The organism is Ruegeria sp. CDSB117, from assembly GCF_059611005.1.
This window is the reverse complement of sequence record NZ_JBXWOS010000030.1, coordinates 1-18,606: the sequence shown is the minus strand read 5'-3', so window position 1 is coordinate 18,606 and position 18,606 is coordinate 1. Positions and strand designations below refer to the sequence as shown.

18 protein-coding genes and 1 tRNA gene are annotated in these 18,606 nt (G+C 56.8%); 6 read left to right on the top strand and 13 right to left on the bottom strand.

The features are described 5' to 3' along the window. Nucleotides 1–583: 583 nt before the first annotated feature. The 3 genes from AC2FJC_RS21645 to AC2FJC_RS21635 all read right to left on the bottom strand — a co-directional run bounded on the left by AC2FJC_RS21645 (nucleotide 584) and on the right by AC2FJC_RS21635 (nucleotide 3,850). Nucleotides 584–2,095 (bottom strand): YonV C-terminus-related protein, encoded by a 1,512-nt coding sequence (locus AC2FJC_RS21645; protein ID WP_496741572.1) that lies wholly within the window; start codon nucleotides 2,093–2,095, stop codon nucleotides 584–586. A 541-nt stretch (nucleotides 2,096–2,636) separates the two neighbouring features. Next, nucleotides 2,637–3,503, bottom strand: coding sequence for a tyrosine-type recombinase/integrase (locus AC2FJC_RS21640; RefSeq protein ID WP_496741570.1), 867 nt, complete (start codon nucleotides 3,501–3,503; stop codon nucleotides 2,637–2,639). 271 nt (nucleotides 3,504–3,774) lie between these two features. Beyond that, nucleotides 3,775–3,850 (bottom strand) — tRNA-Val (locus AC2FJC_RS21635). Between the two features lie 262 nt (nucleotides 3,851–4,112). Here AC2FJC_RS21635 and modA point away from each other — a divergent pair. The 3 genes from modA to modC are packed head-to-tail and all read left to right on the top strand — an operon-like array spanning nucleotide 4,113 to nucleotide 6,677. After that, nucleotides 4,113–4,886, top strand: a complete 774-nt coding sequence (gene modA, locus AC2FJC_RS21630; protein ID WP_496741595.1) for a molybdate ABC transporter substrate-binding protein — start codon at nucleotides 4,113–4,115, stop codon at nucleotides 4,884–4,886. A 4-nt stretch (nucleotides 4,887–4,890) separates the two neighbouring features. Further along, complete coding sequence (modB, locus tag AC2FJC_RS21625) at nucleotides 4,891–5,583, top strand: molybdate ABC transporter permease subunit (protein WP_496741568.1); 693 nt, start codon at nucleotides 4,891–4,893, stop codon at nucleotides 5,581–5,583. Next, nucleotides 5,580–6,677: a molybdenum ABC transporter ATP-binding protein gene (modC, locus tag AC2FJC_RS21620; RefSeq protein ID WP_496741566.1), complete on the top strand. Its 1,098-nt coding sequence runs from the start codon at nucleotides 5,580–5,582 to the stop codon at nucleotides 6,675–6,677. The genes modB and modC overlap by 4 nt, the downstream gene beginning before the upstream one ends. On the opposite strand, the gene AC2FJC_RS21615 is transcribed toward modC, so the two are convergent. Both AC2FJC_RS21615 and AC2FJC_RS21610 read right to left on the bottom strand, forming a co-directional pair. Beyond that, a complete protein-coding gene (locus AC2FJC_RS21615) occupies nucleotides 6,674–7,567 on the bottom strand; it encodes a Hint domain-containing protein (protein WP_496741564.1) in 894 nt (297 codons plus the stop codon). The genes modC and AC2FJC_RS21615 overlap by 4 nt on opposite strands. Before the next feature lies 1 nt (nucleotide 7,568). Next, entirely contained in the window at nucleotides 7,569–8,081 is a 513-nt protein-coding gene (locus AC2FJC_RS21610; RefSeq protein ID WP_496741562.1) for a toxin-activating lysine-acyltransferase, read from the bottom strand. 180 nt (nucleotides 8,082–8,261) lie between these two features. Here AC2FJC_RS21610 and AC2FJC_RS21605 point away from each other — a divergent pair, with 180 nt between their 5' ends. Then, entirely contained in the window at nucleotides 8,262–8,672 is a 411-nt protein-coding gene (locus AC2FJC_RS21605) for a hypothetical protein (RefSeq protein WP_496741560.1), read from the top strand. Nucleotides 8,673–8,676: 4 nt separating this feature from the next. Here the strand turns inward: AC2FJC_RS21605 and hemF are convergent, their stop codons facing one another. The 4 genes from hemF to clpS are packed head-to-tail and all read right to left on the bottom strand — an operon-like array spanning nucleotide 8,677 to nucleotide 11,744. Next, nucleotides 8,677–9,561, bottom strand: a complete 885-nt coding sequence (gene hemF, locus AC2FJC_RS21600; protein WP_496741558.1) for an oxygen-dependent coproporphyrinogen oxidase — start codon at nucleotides 9,559–9,561, stop codon at nucleotides 8,677–8,679. Nucleotides 9,562–9,566: 5 nt separating this feature from the next. Beyond that, a complete protein-coding gene (locus AC2FJC_RS21595) occupies nucleotides 9,567–10,367 on the bottom strand; it encodes an SDR family NAD(P)-dependent oxidoreductase (protein WP_496741556.1) in 801 nt (266 codons plus the stop codon). A 37-nt stretch (nucleotides 10,368–10,404) separates the two neighbouring features. Further along, on the bottom strand, nucleotides 10,405–11,370 hold the full coding sequence (locus AC2FJC_RS21590) for a class I SAM-dependent methyltransferase (protein WP_496741554.1): 966 nt from the start codon (nucleotides 11,368–11,370) through the stop codon (nucleotides 10,405–10,407). A 32-nt stretch (nucleotides 11,371–11,402) separates the two neighbouring features. Further along, nucleotides 11,403–11,744, bottom strand: coding sequence for an ATP-dependent Clp protease adapter ClpS (gene clpS / locus AC2FJC_RS21585; protein ID WP_496741552.1), 342 nt, complete (start codon nucleotides 11,742–11,744; stop codon nucleotides 11,403–11,405). Nucleotides 11,745–11,835: 91 nt separating this feature from the next. Here clpS and AC2FJC_RS21580 point away from each other — a divergent pair, with 91 nt between their 5' ends. Then, entirely contained in the window at nucleotides 11,836–12,537 is a 702-nt protein-coding gene (locus tag AC2FJC_RS21580) for an HAD family hydrolase (RefSeq protein WP_496741551.1), read from the top strand. A gap of 281 nt (nucleotides 12,538–12,818) precedes the next feature. Beyond that, nucleotides 12,819–14,204 carry a D-alanyl-D-alanine carboxypeptidase family protein gene (locus AC2FJC_RS21575; protein WP_496741549.1) on the top strand — a complete coding sequence of 462 codons (1,386 nt, stop codon included), beginning with the start codon at nucleotides 12,819–12,821 and terminating at the stop codon, nucleotides 14,202–14,204. A 59-nt stretch (nucleotides 14,205–14,263) separates the two neighbouring features. On the opposite strand, the gene AC2FJC_RS21570 is transcribed toward AC2FJC_RS21575, so the two are convergent. The 4 genes from AC2FJC_RS21570 to AC2FJC_RS21555 all read right to left on the bottom strand — a co-directional run bounded on the left by AC2FJC_RS21570 (nucleotide 14,264) and on the right by AC2FJC_RS21555 (nucleotide 18,181). Continuing rightward, complete coding sequence (locus AC2FJC_RS21570) at nucleotides 14,264–15,511, bottom strand: hypothetical protein (protein ID WP_496741547.1); 1,248 nt, start codon at nucleotides 15,509–15,511, stop codon at nucleotides 14,264–14,266. A gap of 145 nt (nucleotides 15,512–15,656) precedes the next feature. Next, nucleotides 15,657–16,418 carry a LamB/YcsF family protein gene (locus tag AC2FJC_RS21565; protein ID WP_496741545.1) on the bottom strand — a complete coding sequence of 254 codons (762 nt, stop codon included), beginning with the start codon at nucleotides 16,416–16,418 and terminating at the stop codon, nucleotides 15,657–15,659. 12 nt (nucleotides 16,419–16,430) lie between these two features. Beyond that, on the bottom strand, nucleotides 16,431–17,429 hold the full coding sequence (locus AC2FJC_RS21560) for a 5-oxoprolinase subunit C family protein (protein WP_496741543.1): 999 nt from the start codon (nucleotides 17,427–17,429) through the stop codon (nucleotides 16,431–16,433). Next, nucleotides 17,426–18,181, bottom strand: a complete 756-nt coding sequence (locus tag AC2FJC_RS21555) for a 5-oxoprolinase subunit B family protein (RefSeq protein WP_496741541.1) — start codon at nucleotides 18,179–18,181, stop codon at nucleotides 17,426–17,428. The genes AC2FJC_RS21560 and AC2FJC_RS21555 overlap by 4 nt, the downstream gene beginning before the upstream one ends. Nucleotides 18,182–18,606: the final 425 nt, after the last annotated feature.

Here is an 18,606-nt window from a genome sequence, read left to right as displayed (position 1 = left end):
AGTAACCGCCTTTAGCCCTGTATATTCGTCATCGGCTCGGTCTGAGCCGCTTGTGGAACCTGTATTGTTCAAAGAAGACAGATGTCAGCCCGCAAGGGCGAGGCTTACGCCCCGCCCTTTGCAAGATTGTCTCGTTTCCAAAGAGGTTGAAGATTGGTGTAGTCGCAGAGCTCAACGAGTTGCTCCAAAGACCGTGCAGCCGAAAGTGGTACTATGTGGTCCACTTCCCATTGACCATACCGATCCCATGTCATGCCGTCTGAGAACCGGGCCTCAATGTGTTGTTTCAAGTCCTCCTGAGAGCAGCCAACCGAATTAGATGGGCTCGCCCGCCCCATCAGCACTTGTCCCGACCGGTTTAGTACCGACCTGTACATCCGGTAAGATGGGTCGACTGCTCGACATCTCCGATCTCGCTGCGCCGTTTGCTCTGCGTTGCACTGCACACACTGGCGATTGCTAACGTACCGCTCGGACACGTGCCCATACTTACACGGACGACCCGTCCAGAAACGAGAAAGGCCGCACAGGGCGGCCTCTTCACGAGTTAGGAACGTCTGTTCCGCTGTTATGTCAAACGGCATTAGGCTACTGCCGCCACCTGACGACCCTCCAACCGGGCAAGCAACTCAATCTGTCTCTGTCCTTTCGCATTGACCGGTCTACTGTTGACCTGTCCCGTCAGCAGCCAGTTTAACAGTAGGTTCCGCATTCTCTGAGATGGCATGTACAGCGTTACCCGACGCCTTGGCGTGTAGGCGCGTCCCGTTCCGTTTAGGCCACCGACACGTATTGCGGACCGGAACAGCCACTGCACCAGTTCGGTCAACGCATAGGCGTCAGAGAACCTTCGAGCCTCATTACTGTTGCGTTTCATGCGAAGGAACGTGAGCAGTTGTGGGTTGGGGTTTTGGTCATATAGGTACACCGCTGTGGTGCACCCTACATGGTCATTGGTCCCACGTGTGGTGTTGGGTACGAAGCGAACACTGTCTGTGGTCCACACTTCGTCAAAGGTCTCCGTGTCCTTGTTGTACACTTCTTCCTTTAAGGCGCGACCGAACAGCCGTGAGTGCCTTGCTAGCCTACCTGCCTTTGGCTTTTGCCCGGTCGCAGCGCCATGCCACAGACCACGTGCACAAGTCAGCATAACGGTTGTGGGGTCTACACCATACAATTCTCTATCCTTGAACTTGCGTAGCTTGTGGCCAACTGCAGAACACTGCCGATGCGTTTTGATCTTGTTTAGCTGTGCGCAATGTGTCCACTCTTGGTTCTCCAACTCCGGTATGGGTAGAACCGTTAGCGCGCTAGCAACGTCTTCTCGCCATGCCGCCTCGACTTCCTTGTCCAGACGCTGCACCTCCAAAGTGAAGGAGCCGGGGTGGTCTTTCCGCAGTTTTTGCAGGTACTGCAGCAGCACCGATCCTTCCGAAAGGTACGTGTAAATCGTTACGGATTTGGGCTTGAGCAAGAGTTCTTTGGGAATGGCGAGGACGAACAGTTTCTCGCTTATGCGATACAGTGCGCCCGACTTGGCTTTGTCATAGAGGGATCGATCAAATGTCTTGTTCCCTTTGCGATATAGCTCATCCCACATTTCCGTTGGAACAATACGTCCGTCAGGCTCCTCTGTCGCCAAGCCAAGGCCTAAGTAAGCTGTATCAAAGTCAACCTTTCGGACAGTCTGGTCCACCTCGAAGGGGTTTACGACCTCGTCGATGATGAGATTGTATCCATAAAGTAAGTGATCGACTTCGATGGTCGGTTTGCCATCGCTGTCAAACTCAGTACATCTCGCAACGCCTGTACTTTGGGTTGCTAAAGTTCCAAGCCGGTAGAAAAGTGCGTGAGTACAAGCGATTGACTTACCCGCTCGGATCAACTTCTCGCAGTGATCACTTTTGTTGCCGCCATTACAAATAGGCTGTGTGAGGATGAAGTCGGAATCTGTTCGGGCACCTTTGATGAAGCGTTCTACCTCACTTAGGTAGGGAACTACAGCGATGTACTTCTCCGACTTATTGAAACTGCGGTTGATCTCTGTGGATTTGCCATAGCCACACGGTTTATCGGCAATAGTGATATGGGGCATGTAAGCCTCTTGTTTTTGGCCCATTGGACCAGTTTGGGGAATGCGCTCTGGTGGATGCCGAGCAAATGGAATTGCCCCATTGGGGCGATTGGGAGAAATCCCGGTGAACACGCAATGGCTAAACTAGAGGGATCAATAGCCCTCTTTTCAGTACCTTTGCTTACAGGTCGGCGTGATTTTGTGTTTGTTTACTTGCGCTTAATGGCGACTTACTCCACTCGCATTGGAGTGAAGGAAATCCAAACCCTTCAAAGCAACCTGATTAACGCTGACCAAGCGAAACCTGTATGCTCAATTGACGGAGGGGTTTTGCTCAACAGAGGGAGGGGGACGCCTGTTAGTTCTTGGGAGGGAGGGTTAGCGCCTAGTGTGTCCGCTAGCCGAAGGACTAACGTCATTGCCCAATGCTTGAGGAATGAACGGTCAGCAACCGGAGCGCCAAAATGCACTAGGGACACTTGTTGTCGCTGGATAAGGGTGAGGGTGGTCCCTGCTGATGCATTGGGGAGAGGTTGACTACCCTGCACTGTATCAAGTCGATTTAAGCAAGTTCTACGGCTGCCAGCTTCGCCACGATGTCATCGGTTTGCAGATGGGTGTAACGCATCAACATCCGCAAGTCCCGATGCCCGCTGATCATTTGGACCTGCGCCAGCGATAACCCGCTTTCCACAAAGCGGGACACCGCCTCGTGCCGAATATCATGAAATGTAAGATTAACCACGCCCGCCCGTTGCCTGAGACGTTCAAAGGCCAACCGCACAGAGTTACCAGACAGCGGCATACACCGGTCTTCCTCGCGTGGCAGGCCCATCAGTACGGCAACGGCATTTGGGCTGAGAGGCACTGTACGGGCGCGACCGTTTTTGGTTTGGGGCAAGAACACTGTCCGACGCTCAAGGTCTACGTGTTTCCATTGCATTGACAGCAATTCCCCGCGTCGCATCCCGGTCGCCAGAGCCAGTGTTAGCAGCGGCTTCATCAACGGAGACCGAGCTTGGTTCACGGCTCCCAACAAAGCCTGCCATTCTCCTTCCTGCAATCGTCTTTCGCGGCGGTTGTTAATCTTTGGTCGTCGGACAGGCTTGACCGGGTTTCCTTGAGGCACGTTTTGCCCCCAATCCTCACAGGCGATATCAAGGGCGTGCTGTAACCAACCCAGCTCCCTAACGACAGTCGCTGCCTTCATGGTTTTGATGCGCTGGTCACGATAGCGGACAAAGTCAGCGGATCGCAGCTTGCTGACCTTCATTTTGGCTAGCTTGGAACCTTTCTGCAGAAACCCGTTTATTGCGTAACTTTCATTGTCCGCACATCGTTTCTCGCTCGTGACGTTATCTCGGTATTTGCGCAACACCTCTCCAAGGGTCATCTCGGATGCGCTCACACCGAGAGTAGGCGTCAGCATTCCTCTGTCGGCGCTTAACTCCGTCTCTCGCGCCCACTTCGCCGCATCAGCACGCTTTAGAAAGGACTTAGATCGAGATTGCCCGTCTTTCCGAACCGTTGCTTGCCACTTTCCGCTAGGCCGTTTTACGATTGTTGCCATGGCCTATATCTCCTGTGTTGGAGACATCTATTCCGTTTAAGTGCAGCGGAGGCGCAGCGGACACAGTTTCATGCGCAGCACAGCAAAAGGTGCTAGTCGCGTAAGACCTTGATACATAGTGGGGAAAGGATGGTGGGTGATGAGAGACTCGAACTCCCGACATCTTCGGTGTAAACGAAGCGCTCTACCAACTGAGCTAATCACCCGTGACGGTGCATGTAGCCAAGCCTGCGCCCGGGTGCAAGAGGGTCCGGCAGTTTTTCTTTCCCAGAATCTGATTTGTTCGCCTTTGGTAATTCAATCCGTCGGGAAATTCGCCGTGCCTTGTGCTGTGGGGTCGTTTCGATTGTGTGAGGTCTGTCGTTTTACGTTCTGCTTCGTAGGTGATTGCAAAGGCGCTTGCGTGTCACCTACCGCCTCAGATATTCCCAAAGGAACTGCAACTTTCCAGGCGGGAGAAAACCGATCCTGTCCCACGCGCGCCGAGTTCTGATCGCGGCCCTGGTTCTGGGCGCTTTGACGCTGGCCCCGCTTCGCGCGGGGGCTGAGGGGATTTTGGTGTTTGCAGCGGCCAGCCTCAAAACTGCGGTTGATGAGGTGGCATCTGATTTTGAGCAAGAAACCGGGCAGGGCGTAACCGTATCTTACGCGGCCTCGTCCGTTCTTGCGCGCCAGATTCAGTTGGGTGCCCCGGCAGATCTGTTCATTTCCGCCAATGTGGACTGGATGAATGTGCTACAAGAACAGGGCCTGATTGACCCCACTACGCGTGTAGATCTGCTGGGCAATGGCCTGGTTCTGGTCGCTGGGGACGAAGGGGCTGACATTGGCGAAATGCGCCCCGGGGTCGATCTGACCGAAGCGCTGGATGGTGGATACCTGGCCATGGCGCTGGTTGATGCCGTGCCGGCAGGGATCTACGGAAAGGCGGCGTTGGAGAGCTTGGGGCTGTGGCAGGGTGTTCAAGCTCAGGTCGCGCAAACAGATAATGTGCGTGCAGCCCTTGCACTGGTTGCCACTGGTGCGGCCCCTATGGGGATCGTCTACCGATCCGATGCGCAGGTCGAGGGACGAGTTCGGGTCATCGCCGAGTTTTCGCCTGGCCTGCATCCGCCCATCATCTACCCTGCAGCAGTGACGACAGCAGGTGCAGATGGCGTGCAGGTGTTTCTGAAGTACCTGCAATCTCAGGCCGCGCGGGCCGTGTTTGAAAAGCAGGGTTTCACCCTGCCGAACGGATAGCGGGATGGGGTGGTTGGGACCTGCAGAGCTTGAGGCGCTAAAACTGTCGCTGCGCGTTTCGCTTTGGGCAACGCTGGTGACATTGCCGTTGGGCATATTCGTTGCCTACGCGCTGGCCCGATGGCGGTTTCCGGGTCGGCAGGTCTTGAATGGGCTGGTGCATCTACCCTTGATCCTGCCGCCGGTGGTGACCGGCTATCTGCTTCTTCTGACTTTTGGAATCCAGGGGCCGCTGGGCAAGTTGCTGGCAGAGATCGGAATTGTCGTGGCGTTTCGTTGGACCGGGGCTGCCCTTGCCGCGGGTATTATGGCATTTCCGCTGATGGTGCGGGCCATACGCCTGTCGATCGAAGCTGTGGACCCCAGACTGGAACAGGCCGGGGCCACACTGGGTGCATCGCGCCTGTTTGTATTTGCAACGGTGACCCTTCCGATGATCCTGCCCGGCGTAATCGCCGGGGCAATACTGGCCTTTGCCAAAGCGATGGGAGAGTTCGGGGCCACGATTACCTTTGTGTCGAATATCCCCGGTCAGACGCAAACCCTGCCGTCAGCGGTCTATGCCTTCCTGCAAGTCCCGGGCGGCGAAGCAGCGGCCACCCGTTTGGTGGTCATTTCGATCGTGGTTGCCATGAGCGCGCTGTTGTTGTCCGAGTTCATTGGGCGGCGTGTCGCTGCACGGGTGGCCGGATCATGAGCCTGTCCGTTCGCCTGCAGCACGATCTACCCGACCTCAAGCTGGATCTGAGTTTTGATGCCCCACCCGGTGTGACGGTTTTGTTTGGGCGGTCCGGGTCTGGAAAGACAACCATCGTGAATGCAGTCGCTGGTTTGGTGAAACCCATGGCCGGTCGGGTTGCTGTAGACGAGTGGGAGCTGTTCGACACCGCGCAAGGCCTCTGGTTGCCGCCGCACAAAAGACGGCTGGGTTACATTTTTCAGGAAGGCCGTCTTTTTCCACATCTCACCGTGCGCCAGAATCTGTTCTATGGGAAATGGTTTGCACCCAAGAGTGCGCGCCGCGAAAGCCCGGACAAAGTGATCGAAATGCTGGGGATCGGGCACCTGTTGAACCGGCGCCCTTCGGGGTTGTCCGGTGGGGAAAAACAGCGTGTTGCCATTGGGCGCGCCCTTCTGGCCAGTCCGCGCCTGATCCTGGCAGATGAACCTCTAGCGGCTCTCGACGACGCACGAAAGGCCGAGATCCTGCCTTACTTCGAACGGCTGCGGGATGAGGTTTCGGTGCCGATTCTGTACGTTACACACTCGGCTGCAGAAGTTGCGCGCTTGGCGACATCGGTTGTCGCTCTGCAAGAGGGTAAGGTCTTACGACATGGCCCTGCCTCCGAAGTATTGGCCGATCCGTCAGTCGCACCGGCTGGTGTGCGGGCCGTCGGTGCAGTGTTGCAGGTTCGGGTCGTCAAACACCATTCGGACGGGTTGACCGAGTTGGACGCAGGCGGGTCGCCCTTGTTTCTGCCCCGGATACCTCTGCAAATTGCGGAAGAATTGCGCATCCGCATTCCTGCACAAGAGGTTATTCTGTCCAGCAAACGCCCCGAAGGACTTTCGGCCTTAAATGTTCTGGAAGGAACGGTCGACACGATCCGCGCGGGCGAGGGGCCGGGTGCGATTGTGTCCGTAAAAACGCCCGCGGGTTCTGTATTGGCCCGCGTCACCCGCCGCTCAGTCGAAGCGTTGGGGTTGGAACCGGGCAAACCCTGTTTTGCGGTCATCAAAACGGTCGCACTGGCACCGCAGGACGTGGGCGGGCACTTGCGCGGGGCCTAAGCCAGCGCGCGGACTTCGAATTCTCGCAGGATCAGGCGGGCTGCCCGGCCGAAGCCCATCGTATTCGGCGTGGTTGTGTCGGGGAAAATGGCGGCGAGTTCCTGCAGTGCGTCCGAGGACAGTGTGTACAGGGATTCTTCGCCGAGATAGAGGCTTTCAGCCAGTGCGCCCTCGGCTGTCAGTATTTCGTGGTTATCCAGCAGGATGTGAAAATACTCGACCGCGTCATCCGAGGTGTCAATCGCGATACCTGGCCAGGAACAAAGGTGCTTGGCCGCAACCAGCGCGTCGGGCGTGCCGAACAAAAGCTCGACCTTTGGTCCGCTGACCAGAATGCGATGCTGCTGTGATACCAGCAGATCGCGTTCGGGCTGTCCTGCGCCAAGGCTACAAGCCTTGATCCGAACCGGGCGCATGGTCGGATTGTCACGTAATCGGTCCGGCGATAAGGCGCTGCGTTCCACCCACCGGATCGGTTGCAGCCCGCGATCTACGGTCATCACCTTGTCGCCAACGCTCAGGGTTTCTATCTTTTGATTGCCTTTTTCAGCCAGGATCCAGGTGCCTGCAGTAAAGCACACGCCTTCAAGGGTGATGGTGATCTCTTGGGTCAGGTCATATGGTTGGAAGAAAAAGTCCAATCCGGTGACCTGTACCGTGAAGGTATCTGTGACCGTAGTCCCGAACGGGATATCGTCAAAATCGCTTTGATTGACCGTGTAGGTCCATTCGCCGGTATTTGGGTTAATGGAGGCCACGCCCAGTGATGGTTGATCAGAGATCGACCAGGATTGCGTCCGAGGAAAGCCGGTCAAGCCAAGATCGCCACTGGCCTGATTAGGGGGATCTCCGGTCACAAAGCCAGTTGTTGTCCCTACGATCGATACCATTTCAAGACCCCTCCATTTTCAGGACCTCACGAAATTCTTTCTTCCGGTAAAGTTTCATGTGTACCTCCCCCGCGTCGTCGCGGGTCCACTCCACGATGCGATTTCGGGTCAGGTCGCTGTCCATCCGATTGGTTCGGACTCGGGGGTGGGGGATTTCCTTCTTCAAAATGTCGACGATCTGGTTGGTCTGTCCAAATGGGGCCACGAGGTCGACGATCCAGAAGGACGTGCCGCTGGCAAAATCCGTATCCTTCAGTGGCTTTTCCTGAATGGCATACCGACGCTCGGCTTCACGGCTGAGGCCCGCGAAGGTCACAAACCCGCGCGGGAAACCGTTCTGCCGAAAAATGTGGTACTGGTTTAGCCGAAAAGGCGTTTCAAAGGCATAAAGCACCTGTCCAAGGGTGCGCGGCCTGTGTGTATTGGTCAGCGATGCAAGATAGAACATGGCGCCGAAATCCGCGTATTTTTCGGACGGGATATCGAACCAGTCATTTGGAAACGCTTTGCTCAAAACAAACCCCAGCCAATATATGCCTTGATCCTAATTGCTTAAGATCCAAAATGATACTGTTTTGCCTGTATGTGCCGTGTCGGGATTCTGTCGGACAAAATCCCGAATATGGCGCCGCTTTACTCGGACCACGTGTCCGGTATGATCTTGAATAATTGTTTCGAAACAGGAATTGCCATTATGCGAGTTTTGAAAATAGCGGCCCTGGCAACATTTGCGGTGTCGCCTGTATTTGCACAGGGAATTGGGATCGGAATCGGCGCTTACCCAGGTTTCAAAACCACAGTCACGCCTATGAACAACGGTGTATACGAGGTCGCCGTAAGTGGCTCTTCCGCCCCGGTCTCGTATTGGTGCGGGATAGGCGACTTTGCTATTCGCAGCCTGAGAACCAAAGCAACTCAGCGTATCTACATTGTCCGCGCCTACGAAAAGGGCGTGCGTACGGTGCAGTTTTCACTCACCCCACCGGATGGTGTCGATACCACGCCGGGATATTCGATTACCGTAAAACGTGTGGGTGAGAACATGTCGGCGGGGTCCGCGCAGGGCTATTGCTTTGACAACTTCCTGGATTTTGGGTTCCGCTAATCTATCAGGTCCATTTTGCCATTGGCGGAAGGCTCATCAGCACCGCATCCGGGTCATGGCCGGTTTCCAGCCCGAATTTTGTGCCCCGGTCGTAGACAAGGTTGTATTCGGCATAAAGGCCCCGATGCACCAGTTGCGTGTCTTTGGCCGTCTCATCAAAATCCTGGACTCGACGCTTTTCCACCAATGGCAGGAAGGCAGGCAGGAACGCGCGACCGATATCCTGGGTCAGCGCGAAATCTGCGGCCCAGTCTCCGGTACAATAATCATCCATGAATATCCCGCCTACACCTCGGGCGCGCTTGCGGTGGGGGATATAGAAATACTCATCCGCCCAGTCTTTCAGGCGGGGATAATGGCCGGGACCATGTGGATCCAGATGCGCTTTTTGGGTGGCGTGAAAATGCGCTGTGTCCTCATCGTATTCGATGCAGGGATTCAAGTCTGAACCGCCGCCGAACCACCATGCGTGTGGGGTCCAGAACATGCGGGTGTTCATATGTACGGCCGGTACATGCGGGTTTTGCATATGCGCGACCAGAGAGATGCCCGACGCCCAGAAACGCGGATCTTCGGTCATGCCCGGAATTCCCTTGCGCGCTGCCATGGCCTGTTGCGCCCGCGCACCCAAAGTGCCGTATACGGTCGAGACATTGACACCGACCTTTTCAAAGACCCGCCCGCCACGCATCACGGACATCAACCCGCCGCCCGCATCGCTGCCGTCCTCGGATTGGCGTTTGGTTTCCTTGACCTCGAACCGGCCTGGTGCTTCGTCTGCAAAAGGGCCAGAGCTGTGGGTGTCTTCAAGTGCCTCAAACGCGGCGACGATGTCATCGCGCAATTGACGAAACCACGCAGCGGCGGTTGATTTTTCTGTATCGAACATAAGGATTAATGGGCCGGGGCTGCGACGGGGTCCAGCAAGGTGCGACCGCCATCAATTGTCAGAATTTGTCCGGTGATGAAACCGGCCGCGTCCGAGGCCAGGAACTGTGCCGTCTCGGTCAGTTCATTCGGGGCCGCGATCCGGGCCAGGGGCGTATGTTTCTCGATATCGTTGCGAAAATCCCGGTTTTCCTTGAGCGTGGACTGGAGCGAGGCGCTCATGACCGACCCCAGGGCGATGGAATTAACGCGGATCCGTTTCGGGGCCAGGGCAACGGCCAGCGAACGTGTCATCTGATCCAGCGCGGCGGTGGATACAGAATAGGCCATCAGATCGGGGTGGGTGCGCCGAGCGGCGATTGAAGACAGGTTGATGATCGACCCGGCGGGGCCTTCGTCAGTGTCACCTGCTTGTTTTATCATGCGTTTGGCGACCGCCTGGCTTAGGCGCAGCGAGGGCATCAGGTTCTGATTGAGCAACATGCGTACGGAATCGTCGTCCGCGTCCAGTGGATCGGACGGGATCACCTGGCGCGCGCCATTGATCAGGATGTCCACCTGATCAAACGCATCAAGCGTGGCAGACAGCAGGTTCGCGATGGTCAGCTTTTCCCGCAGGTCGCCAGCAAAAAACCGGATGTTGCTGTCATCGGCCTGTTCGCCAAGCTCGTCGGACAGCCGTTTTTCGTCCATGTCGGCGAACATGACATTGGCGCCGGCATCTGCAAAGTGGCGCCCGATGGCCAGTCCGACACCATTGGCGCTGCCTGTGACAATGGCGGTCTTGCCGGCTATGGAAAAGGACATGCGTTGTCTCCTGATTTGCGGCAGAGGTTAACCGGGATCACCGTCGAGGGCGAGAGGCGTGAAAAACCTTGAACCGATTGTCGCCGGACACCTCTTGAACCTGTACGAAATTCTCGGCCAGCGTGACCTCGTAGGGCAGGTGGCGATTGGCGACCATCCACAGATTGCCGCTCCGGGTCAGGTTTCGAGCTGCGGATTTGATAAAGCCCTGACCCAGCTCAGGGTCGGCGGCGCGCGATGTGTGGAACGGAGGGTTCATGATCACCGTGTCCAACGGTTCCGGCGCGTTCCACGTGACGGCGTCGGCCCAGTGGAACTGCGCGCAGGTCTTGGCCAAATTGACGCGTGCGCAGGTAAGGGCGATCTGGTCTGCCTCGACAAGATGTAACGCGCGCGGATTGGCGGCCTTTAGCACACCGGCTGCGAGATACCCCCAGCCAGCGCCCAAATCAGCGATCCTTGCACCCAGCTTTTCGGGTAATGCGCCCAGCAGCAGGGCCGAGGCAGGGTCGATCCCATCAGCCGAGAACACACCGGGCGCGGTCTGAAAGCCATCGACTGTCTGATTGTCCGGGGCGGCCCAGTCGGCAAAAGCCTCGGGTGCGGATTGGAACCAGAAGATCTTGCCATGCGCCTTGGCGATGGGCCCTTCGACGTCAACGCGTTTGCGGATGTCTTTCAGCAGGCTATCGACGCCGTCGGTTTTGGCACCGTCTATGACAATCAGCCCGCTGGCCCGCTGACAGGCCTGATGCACCATGCTGCGCGCCAACGCCTTGGCGCGGGGCATGATCACGATGGCATCCTGACAAGGGTCGTGGGCTTCCGGGACGGCGGCAAAGCCCTGTCCGGCAAAGTGGTCGTGAAACGGTTTGAATGGCTGCACAACCTGCGTTTCACGCGACAGGGCCGACAGATCGCTGTCGGATGTCGGTCCAAGCACGCTGAGTGGTTGCGACAGCTCAAGGCCGCTTTGCAGGGCAAGATCAAGACGAGGGGACATCGGCAAATATGAGAGAGAAGGCTAAGGTGGCCTTACTCTTCCCGTTCCATTGTGCATTGCAGGGGGTGCTGGTGCCTGCGGGCAAAGTCCATGACCTGGCCCACTTTGGATTCGGCGATCTCATGGCTGAACACGCCAACCACGGCGACGCCTTTCTTGTGGACGATCAACATGATTTCAAACGCCTCGGCATGGGTCATGCCAAAGAAACGCTCCAACACATGCACCACGAATTCCATCGGCGTGTAGTCGTCGTTCAGCAGCAGTACTTTGTACAACGGCGGGCGCTTGGTCTTAGGGCGCGTCTGCACCAACAGCGACGGATCATCGTCGTTGTCCGGTTGGTCAGACATCATCCATTTGTGTTCAGTCATTGCGCCTTTGTCCGATTCAGGCTTCGGTTTGTCTGATCGGTTATATAACGTGCATGGGGCCAGAGAAAAGAGCCGGCAGGACGTAATCGAAATGGAAAAAGCGCTGACCACAATTGGGTTCGACGCCGACGACACGCTTTGGCACAACGAGCGGTTTTTCAAACTGACGCAGACCCATTTCACGGAATTGCTGGCCGATCACGCTGATCGCGATCACCTGTTGGATCGGCTGCTTGCTGCGGAAAAACGCAATATCCGGCGCTACGGCTACGGAATCAAAGGCTTCACCCTGTCGATGATCGAAACCGCAATCGAAGTAACCGACGACCGTGTTCCAGCCTCGGTTATCCGCCAGTTGGTCGAAGCGGGGCAGGACATGCTGGCCCACCCGATCGAGCTTTTGCCCCACGCGCGAGAGGCCATCGAAGCGGTGACTGATACGCATCGGGTGATTCTAATCACCAAGGGCGACCTGATCGATCAAGAGAGAAAGCTGGCGCAATCCGGTCTGGGAGAGTTGTTCGACGAGGTCGAGATCGTGTCCGAAAAATCGGCTCAAACCTACCGTGAAATCTTTGCGCGACATGGTGAGGGTTGTGATTCTGCAATGATGGTGGGCAATTCGATGCGATCCGATGTCGTCGCCCCAATTCAGGCCGGGTGTTGGGGCGTCTATGTGCCTCATGGGTTGGTCTGGGAGATTGAGAAGGCCGAAACCCCTGCGGACAATCCGCGCTATAGCGAACTGCGGGACTTGGGCGAACTTGCTGATCTGGTTCAGCGCCTAAGTTGATGTTGCCAATTGGCCTCAGTTTTCAAAAAACGAGACGGGATTTACGTTAAGGGGTTCAATTTGCGTGGATGTGGTAGGTCACGGACTGTGCGTGTCTACATGTAGTGCCGTTTCGGACTCTTAACAAAACAGCGAATTTGCACGCTTTCGGTTTATTTCATGGGGTCTCTGTGTTAGCCTTGTCAGTAATAAAATATAATGAGCGCTGACCGGGTAAACCCGGCGGCCTGAGGTAGACAGAGGCAAAGATCGTGCAGGTTCGGCGGACAGTTCCGGCCCGAATGGGCTTATTTCTTTTAGCATTATTGTGGCTGCTCTCCTTCGCGCCGTTGCAGGGATTTGCGGCACCATATGCGGCGATGGTCATCGACGCGCGGACAGGCGAGGTTCTGCATTCGCGCAATGCCGACACCCGATTGCATCCGGCATCTCTGACCAAGATGATGACCCTCTACATCGCGTTTGAGGCGGTACGGAACGGTGAAATCACCTTGGATACGCCCGTTAGAATCACAAAAAAGGCCTCTTCCGAGCCCCCCTCGAAGTTGGGCCTGCGTACCGGGCAAACGATTGCGTTCCGATATCTGATCCGGGCAGCTGCGGTGAAGTCGGCCAATGATGCCGCCACGGCCATTGGTATCGCGATCAGCGGTTCCGAGGCGGCATTCGCCCGTCGCATGACGCGCACGGCCAAGTCGATGGGTATGAGCCGCACAACGTTCAAGAACGCGCATGGCCTGACGGAATCAGGTCACTTGTCGACCGCGCGGGATATGACCACGTTGGGTCGCCATCTGCTTTATGATTACCCGCAGTACTACAACCTGTTTTCGCGCCAATCCACACATGCCGGGATCAAGACGGTTCCAAACACGAACCGTCGTCTGTTGGCAGCTTACAAAGGTGCGGACGGGATCAAGACCGGATACACGCGGGCTGCTGGCTTTAACCTGGTTGCATCGGCCAAACGCAAGGACGAACGCATTATCGCAACTGTCTTTGGTGGCAAGTCCGGTGCATCGCGGAACGCCAAAGTGGCCGAATTACTGGATATGGGCTTCCGCCGCGCCCCCTCGCGCGCCCCGATCCGCAAGCCGGCGCGCCCGACCTATGCCGGAAACGCAGGATTGGGTGCGACCGTCGCGGCGCTGACAATCGCGCCAAAATCCAGTCTGCGCCCCGTTCTGCGCCCCGGACCGGGTGCTGCAGTTCAGGTTGCTGGCGCCGTGGCTGAGACGGCTGCCAAAAATGGCACGCGTATCAAGGATGGTATCGCCGCGGCGATTGCGGCGGCCGACATCCAACCGTTTGGTGACGGGGACTCAACCCGTCCCGCGGCACGGCCGGCTGATTTGGTTCTGGCCTCGACTGATCCGGCAGCCCAGCCTGAACCCGAGCAAGAGATCGTCACCCGCCTGTCCACATCGGGCGGGCGACTATGGGGTGTGAACGTAGGCCGCTATACCACCCGATATGAGGCGGAAAAGATCTTACTGAAAACCGCTCTGTCGGAAATGACCACTCTGGAAGGCACGCTGCGCAAGGTAAACCAAAGCTCGCGCGGCTTCGACGCGACATTCCAGGGCATGACCCGCGAACAGGCCGATCTGGCTTGTCGCCGGTTGCAGGCCCGGAATGTCACTTGTTTCATGATCGGGCCGTCATAAGGCTCGGCATACTCTCCTGAATGGATCTGGGCTGCGAGGAAACTCGCAGCCTTTTTTTGTCAGTCGAAGACGTGGCCGTGTTCGTATTGTTCATCCTGACCTGCCGCCGCGGTCAGGGCGGCAACGTTATCCTTGGTAAAGAACCCGTCATAGTGGTGGCAGCGCTCGATATACTCAGTGATCAACAGCGTGTACGTCGAATGCTTTGAGAAGATCTGCTTGAGGTTAGGATCATCCTTACACTCGCCCACCACATGGGCCAGGAACGGGACACCTTCATCTTTGAGTGTGTTGACTACAAAATCAACGTTCTTTTCACCCGCGCCGTGGTCGCCGTCCTGGATCTCGATCGCCATGTGGTGCAGGCGACGGCCAAAGTTCCGCACGAAATCCTCGGTCGGCATCGGCAACTGTTCAAAGGAATTGACGAAAGAGGGCGTGTTGTTCGCGGTGAAGACCTTGGCGGGGGATTTCTTATCATCGTCGACATTCGCGTTCCGGTTCACATTGGTCGACGAGTTCATGTCAAAGATGTTGTACGCGCCCCAAAAGTAATAGGGCACCATGGTCAAAAACTCGAGGATCGCGTCCTCACGCTCACCAGCCAGAATGCGTGTTGCAAGGTGGTCGACCCCCAGCATCAAAGGCGCGATTTTGCTGTCTGCCCCGAATGCCGCCGCCTGATCCAGTCGCGCCTGTTCGTCATTGCTCAGCAATATCCGGTCACCCAAACCAAGGCTGTCGGTGTCGTTGAAATCCAAGGATGAGTAGCCAACCCTGTTACAGGTGAAATCGGACGGAGACGTAAATCTGAACCCGTCCGATGTGTAGAACGGGTTTTCGGTGTCTCCCTTGTACTCAAACCTGATGTTCTGATCTTCAAGCGTTTTGGTCAGGGTCTTGAGGTCCGTGGCGCCATAAACCTCTCCGACATAGCGGGTCTGGGGGGTGTTACGGGCCAGCGGGTACATACGGTTGATGCGCGGGATAAAGTCTTCGAAGGTCGCGCTGAGCGGAGCCATGACAATCATCGCGGGATAATCGGAGTGCGAATGCAGCACCGCAAATTTGTGCGTCTGGCCCAGATAGCTGGCCGTATGCCGGTAGGGTGTCATGACATAAAGCTCGATCAGCGTGTCGAACATCGCGTCCGGTTCAACCTGAATGACGATCGCACGCATCGCCCCAACCTGGTCGGCCACGCCCGAGCTTTGGCGGCGTTCGTAGATCATCGGCAGATATTGGTGGAAAAACTCAGAGTTCTTTTTGTCGCCGCGCGGTTCGTAATTCATCAGATCGAAAGACATTGGCCAACCTCCTTGCCTATACCGGTTCGGCATGGCGTTGCTTGGAATTGTGGTATTCAGAACATGCACTTGCTGGTCATGCTAGGGTCTGAATTCCGTGCAGGCAACAGTCATAGGATAGATCGTCAGGTTTAAGGCCTTCTTTCTACCGCATGAATTTTGTTACCTCGACCCCGCCCTCGATCAGACATGCCCGAACCGAACGTGCAATCTGCACCGCAGTGGGGCCATCACCATGTAGGCATATCGTATCGATCGACGTTTCCAATCGCGATCCGCTTTCGGTGATGATGGCACCTTCGCGCACCATGTTCAGGATGCGTAGTCCGGCAATTTCGGGGTCATGAATAACCGCGCCGGGCAGGCTGCGATCGACAAGGGTTCCGTCGTCGTTATAGGCCCGGTCCGCAAAGATCTCGCCGACCCACTTGCACCCCAATTCACGCACGGCTTCTTCTTGTTTGGTAACAGCCAGAACCATGATGATGATGTCCGGATCGACATCCAGTGCGCCCTGATAGCAGGCCCGGGCCATGTCGATATCGACCGAGCACATGTTGGCCAGCGCCCCGTGCAGTTTCAGGTGCCGCACTTTGGTGCCAACGGCCTTGGCCATGCCGATCGCAGCGCCCAGTTGGTAACGAACCAGATTGCGTAAGGAATCATGGGGAACTTTCATATTCCGCCGACCAAATCCCTGCAGGTCAGGAAAGCCCGGGTGCGCGCCGATCCCGACGCCGTTTTCCGCAGCCAGTGTAATCGTCTTGGCCATCACATCAGGGTCACCGGCATGAAAGCCACAAGCGATATTGGCAGAGGTGATAATCTTAAGCAGATTTTCATCATCGCCCATATTCCAGGGGCCAAAGCTTTCGCCCATATCGGCATTCAGATCGACGCTTGGCATAGGTGGTACTCCCTAGTCGGTGGCAGAGATCATTCCGCCGATCAATTGGTAGGACAAGAGGTCCGGGATGTCATGCGGATCGCGGACCAGCGGTTCGATTTGCGCAGGTAGGCGGGCAAGTTCGGCATTGTGGGCGGTTTGCAGGGCTGTGGCCGTGTCCAGTGACACGAATTCAAACCTGATCTGCCCGCCCGCCGGGGTTTGTGCCGCGCGCGGCAGGTCACAGGGCAGAACCGTCGCGATACGGGGATAGCCTCCGGTGGTCTGACATTCAGGCAATAGGATAAAGGGGCTGCCTGTTCCGGTCATCTGTATGTCACCGGGGGTGATGACCTCGGACAGAATGTTCAGCTGACCGTGGGCCGCGAAACCTTCGCCCTCGCTATCCAACTGCATCCCCATTCGGTTGGCCCGACTGCCACGCCGAAATTCGGTTTGCACAAAGCGGTCCAACGTTTCCTGGTCAAACAGGGGGGTCTGAAAGCTGGCGATCACGCGTAGAACGCCACCCGAGAAGCGATCATCCGGGTTAAGTTTCATACCCGTCACGCCTGATCCGTCGGCGACTGGCAATGTATCTCCGGTCTCAATGGTACTTCCGATCTTAGCGGTCAAATGCGCTGAGCGTGATCCCAGAAAAGCTTCGGACGCGATCCCACCGCTGACATGCAGGTAGCCATAGGTCCCGCGCGTCGCAGCACCAATCACCAGCCGCTGCCCGGCTTCCATCTGTTGCGACGCATTCCAGACCACTGGTGCGCCATCAATGCTGGCCTGCATCGGAGCACCTGTCAGAGCGATGCCGAGAGATTGCGTTGCCTCGAACTCGCCACCCATTCCAGCCATTTCCAAAGCGGCAAGTCCCGGGCTTTGACGCAGCAACGCTGCGCCCTCGTGCAGGGCCAGTTGGTCGGCGGCGCCGGATCGGGACAGCCCCTGATCCAGATACCCGACACGACCCTGGTCTTGTATGGTGCAGGCCGGGCCAATGCGATGAACAATCAGACTCATCCCGCGATCTCCTCGCAGGTGGCCCCGCCTGAGCCGTCCGAGTTGTTGGCGCGGATGGTTTCCAGTTCGTCGCGCGAAACGGACAGGAACTGCATTTCATCCCCTGGCTTCAACGCAAAGCTCTGCGGTGCGTCAGGGCGAAAGCAGCGAAATGCGGTTTGGCCCACGTGCCGCCAACCGGTCGGAGTGGGGCCCGAGAACAGTACGAATTGGGAAATTGCCATTACCAAGGCCCCCTCTGGGACCATAGGAGTCAGTTCCTTCAGACGTGGAATATTAAACTTAGGACCAAGCGGACCAAGATACGGCTGCCCCGGTGCAAAGCCAATGGTTAATACGCGTACCTTTGTGTCGCTCAGCCGCCGAACGGCTTCCATGGAATCCAACCCCGCCGCCGCCGCTGCCTCGTCCAGTTGCGGAGCAAGCTTGCCCCCATAAACTGTGGGGACCCGCCACAATCTGCGACCGGCAGGCAGTGGTGCCTCAAACCAATTTTGCTGTGCAAGTAGGTGTCGCACTCTATCTTGGACTTCAGCGCGAGGTAATTTGTCGGGATCGAACCTCAGGTAGGCCGATGCAAGCGATGCAGAGGTTTCGACAACACCGTTCCAGGATGCCGCGTCGATTGCGCCCCTAAAGGCCAGCGCCGCCCGGTTCGAGGGTTCGGCCATGGCATCGGCAAAGGAAACAAGAAGGCCGTCATAGCCTACGGTATTTATGCGTGGAAACATGTCGGCTGTATTGGTGGTCATTTCACGGCTAACCCGGGCATCTTACAGAGGCGACCACACAGCATCCCGGACTAATGCGCAAGCCCGGCGTGGGTAAAGACGCGCGGAATCTATACCTGAACTGAGTGCCGGCACGGTTTTTTGGGCCGATTCCGACTCATGGAATCGCTTCCGACTCGTTTGAGTCTTGTGGTGTGATTGGGTGCCCTGTCTATATATAGGGGTGCGCTTACTGGCGACGCGGACAGGTGTGGGTCCAACTTGTATTTCAACTGGTGAGATTGCTGTTCGAGGAGGCGGGTTGTGCGCCTTAAGATATTGATAAATATAGGTTAAGCGGAAAGATGGAAAAAAATCGCCCAGGACGTCATTTTCTGCTTGCGGACTTATGCGGTTATACTTAGAACCCCCTTCACCGGCGCTGCTGAGGCGGTGCTGACGGGTCG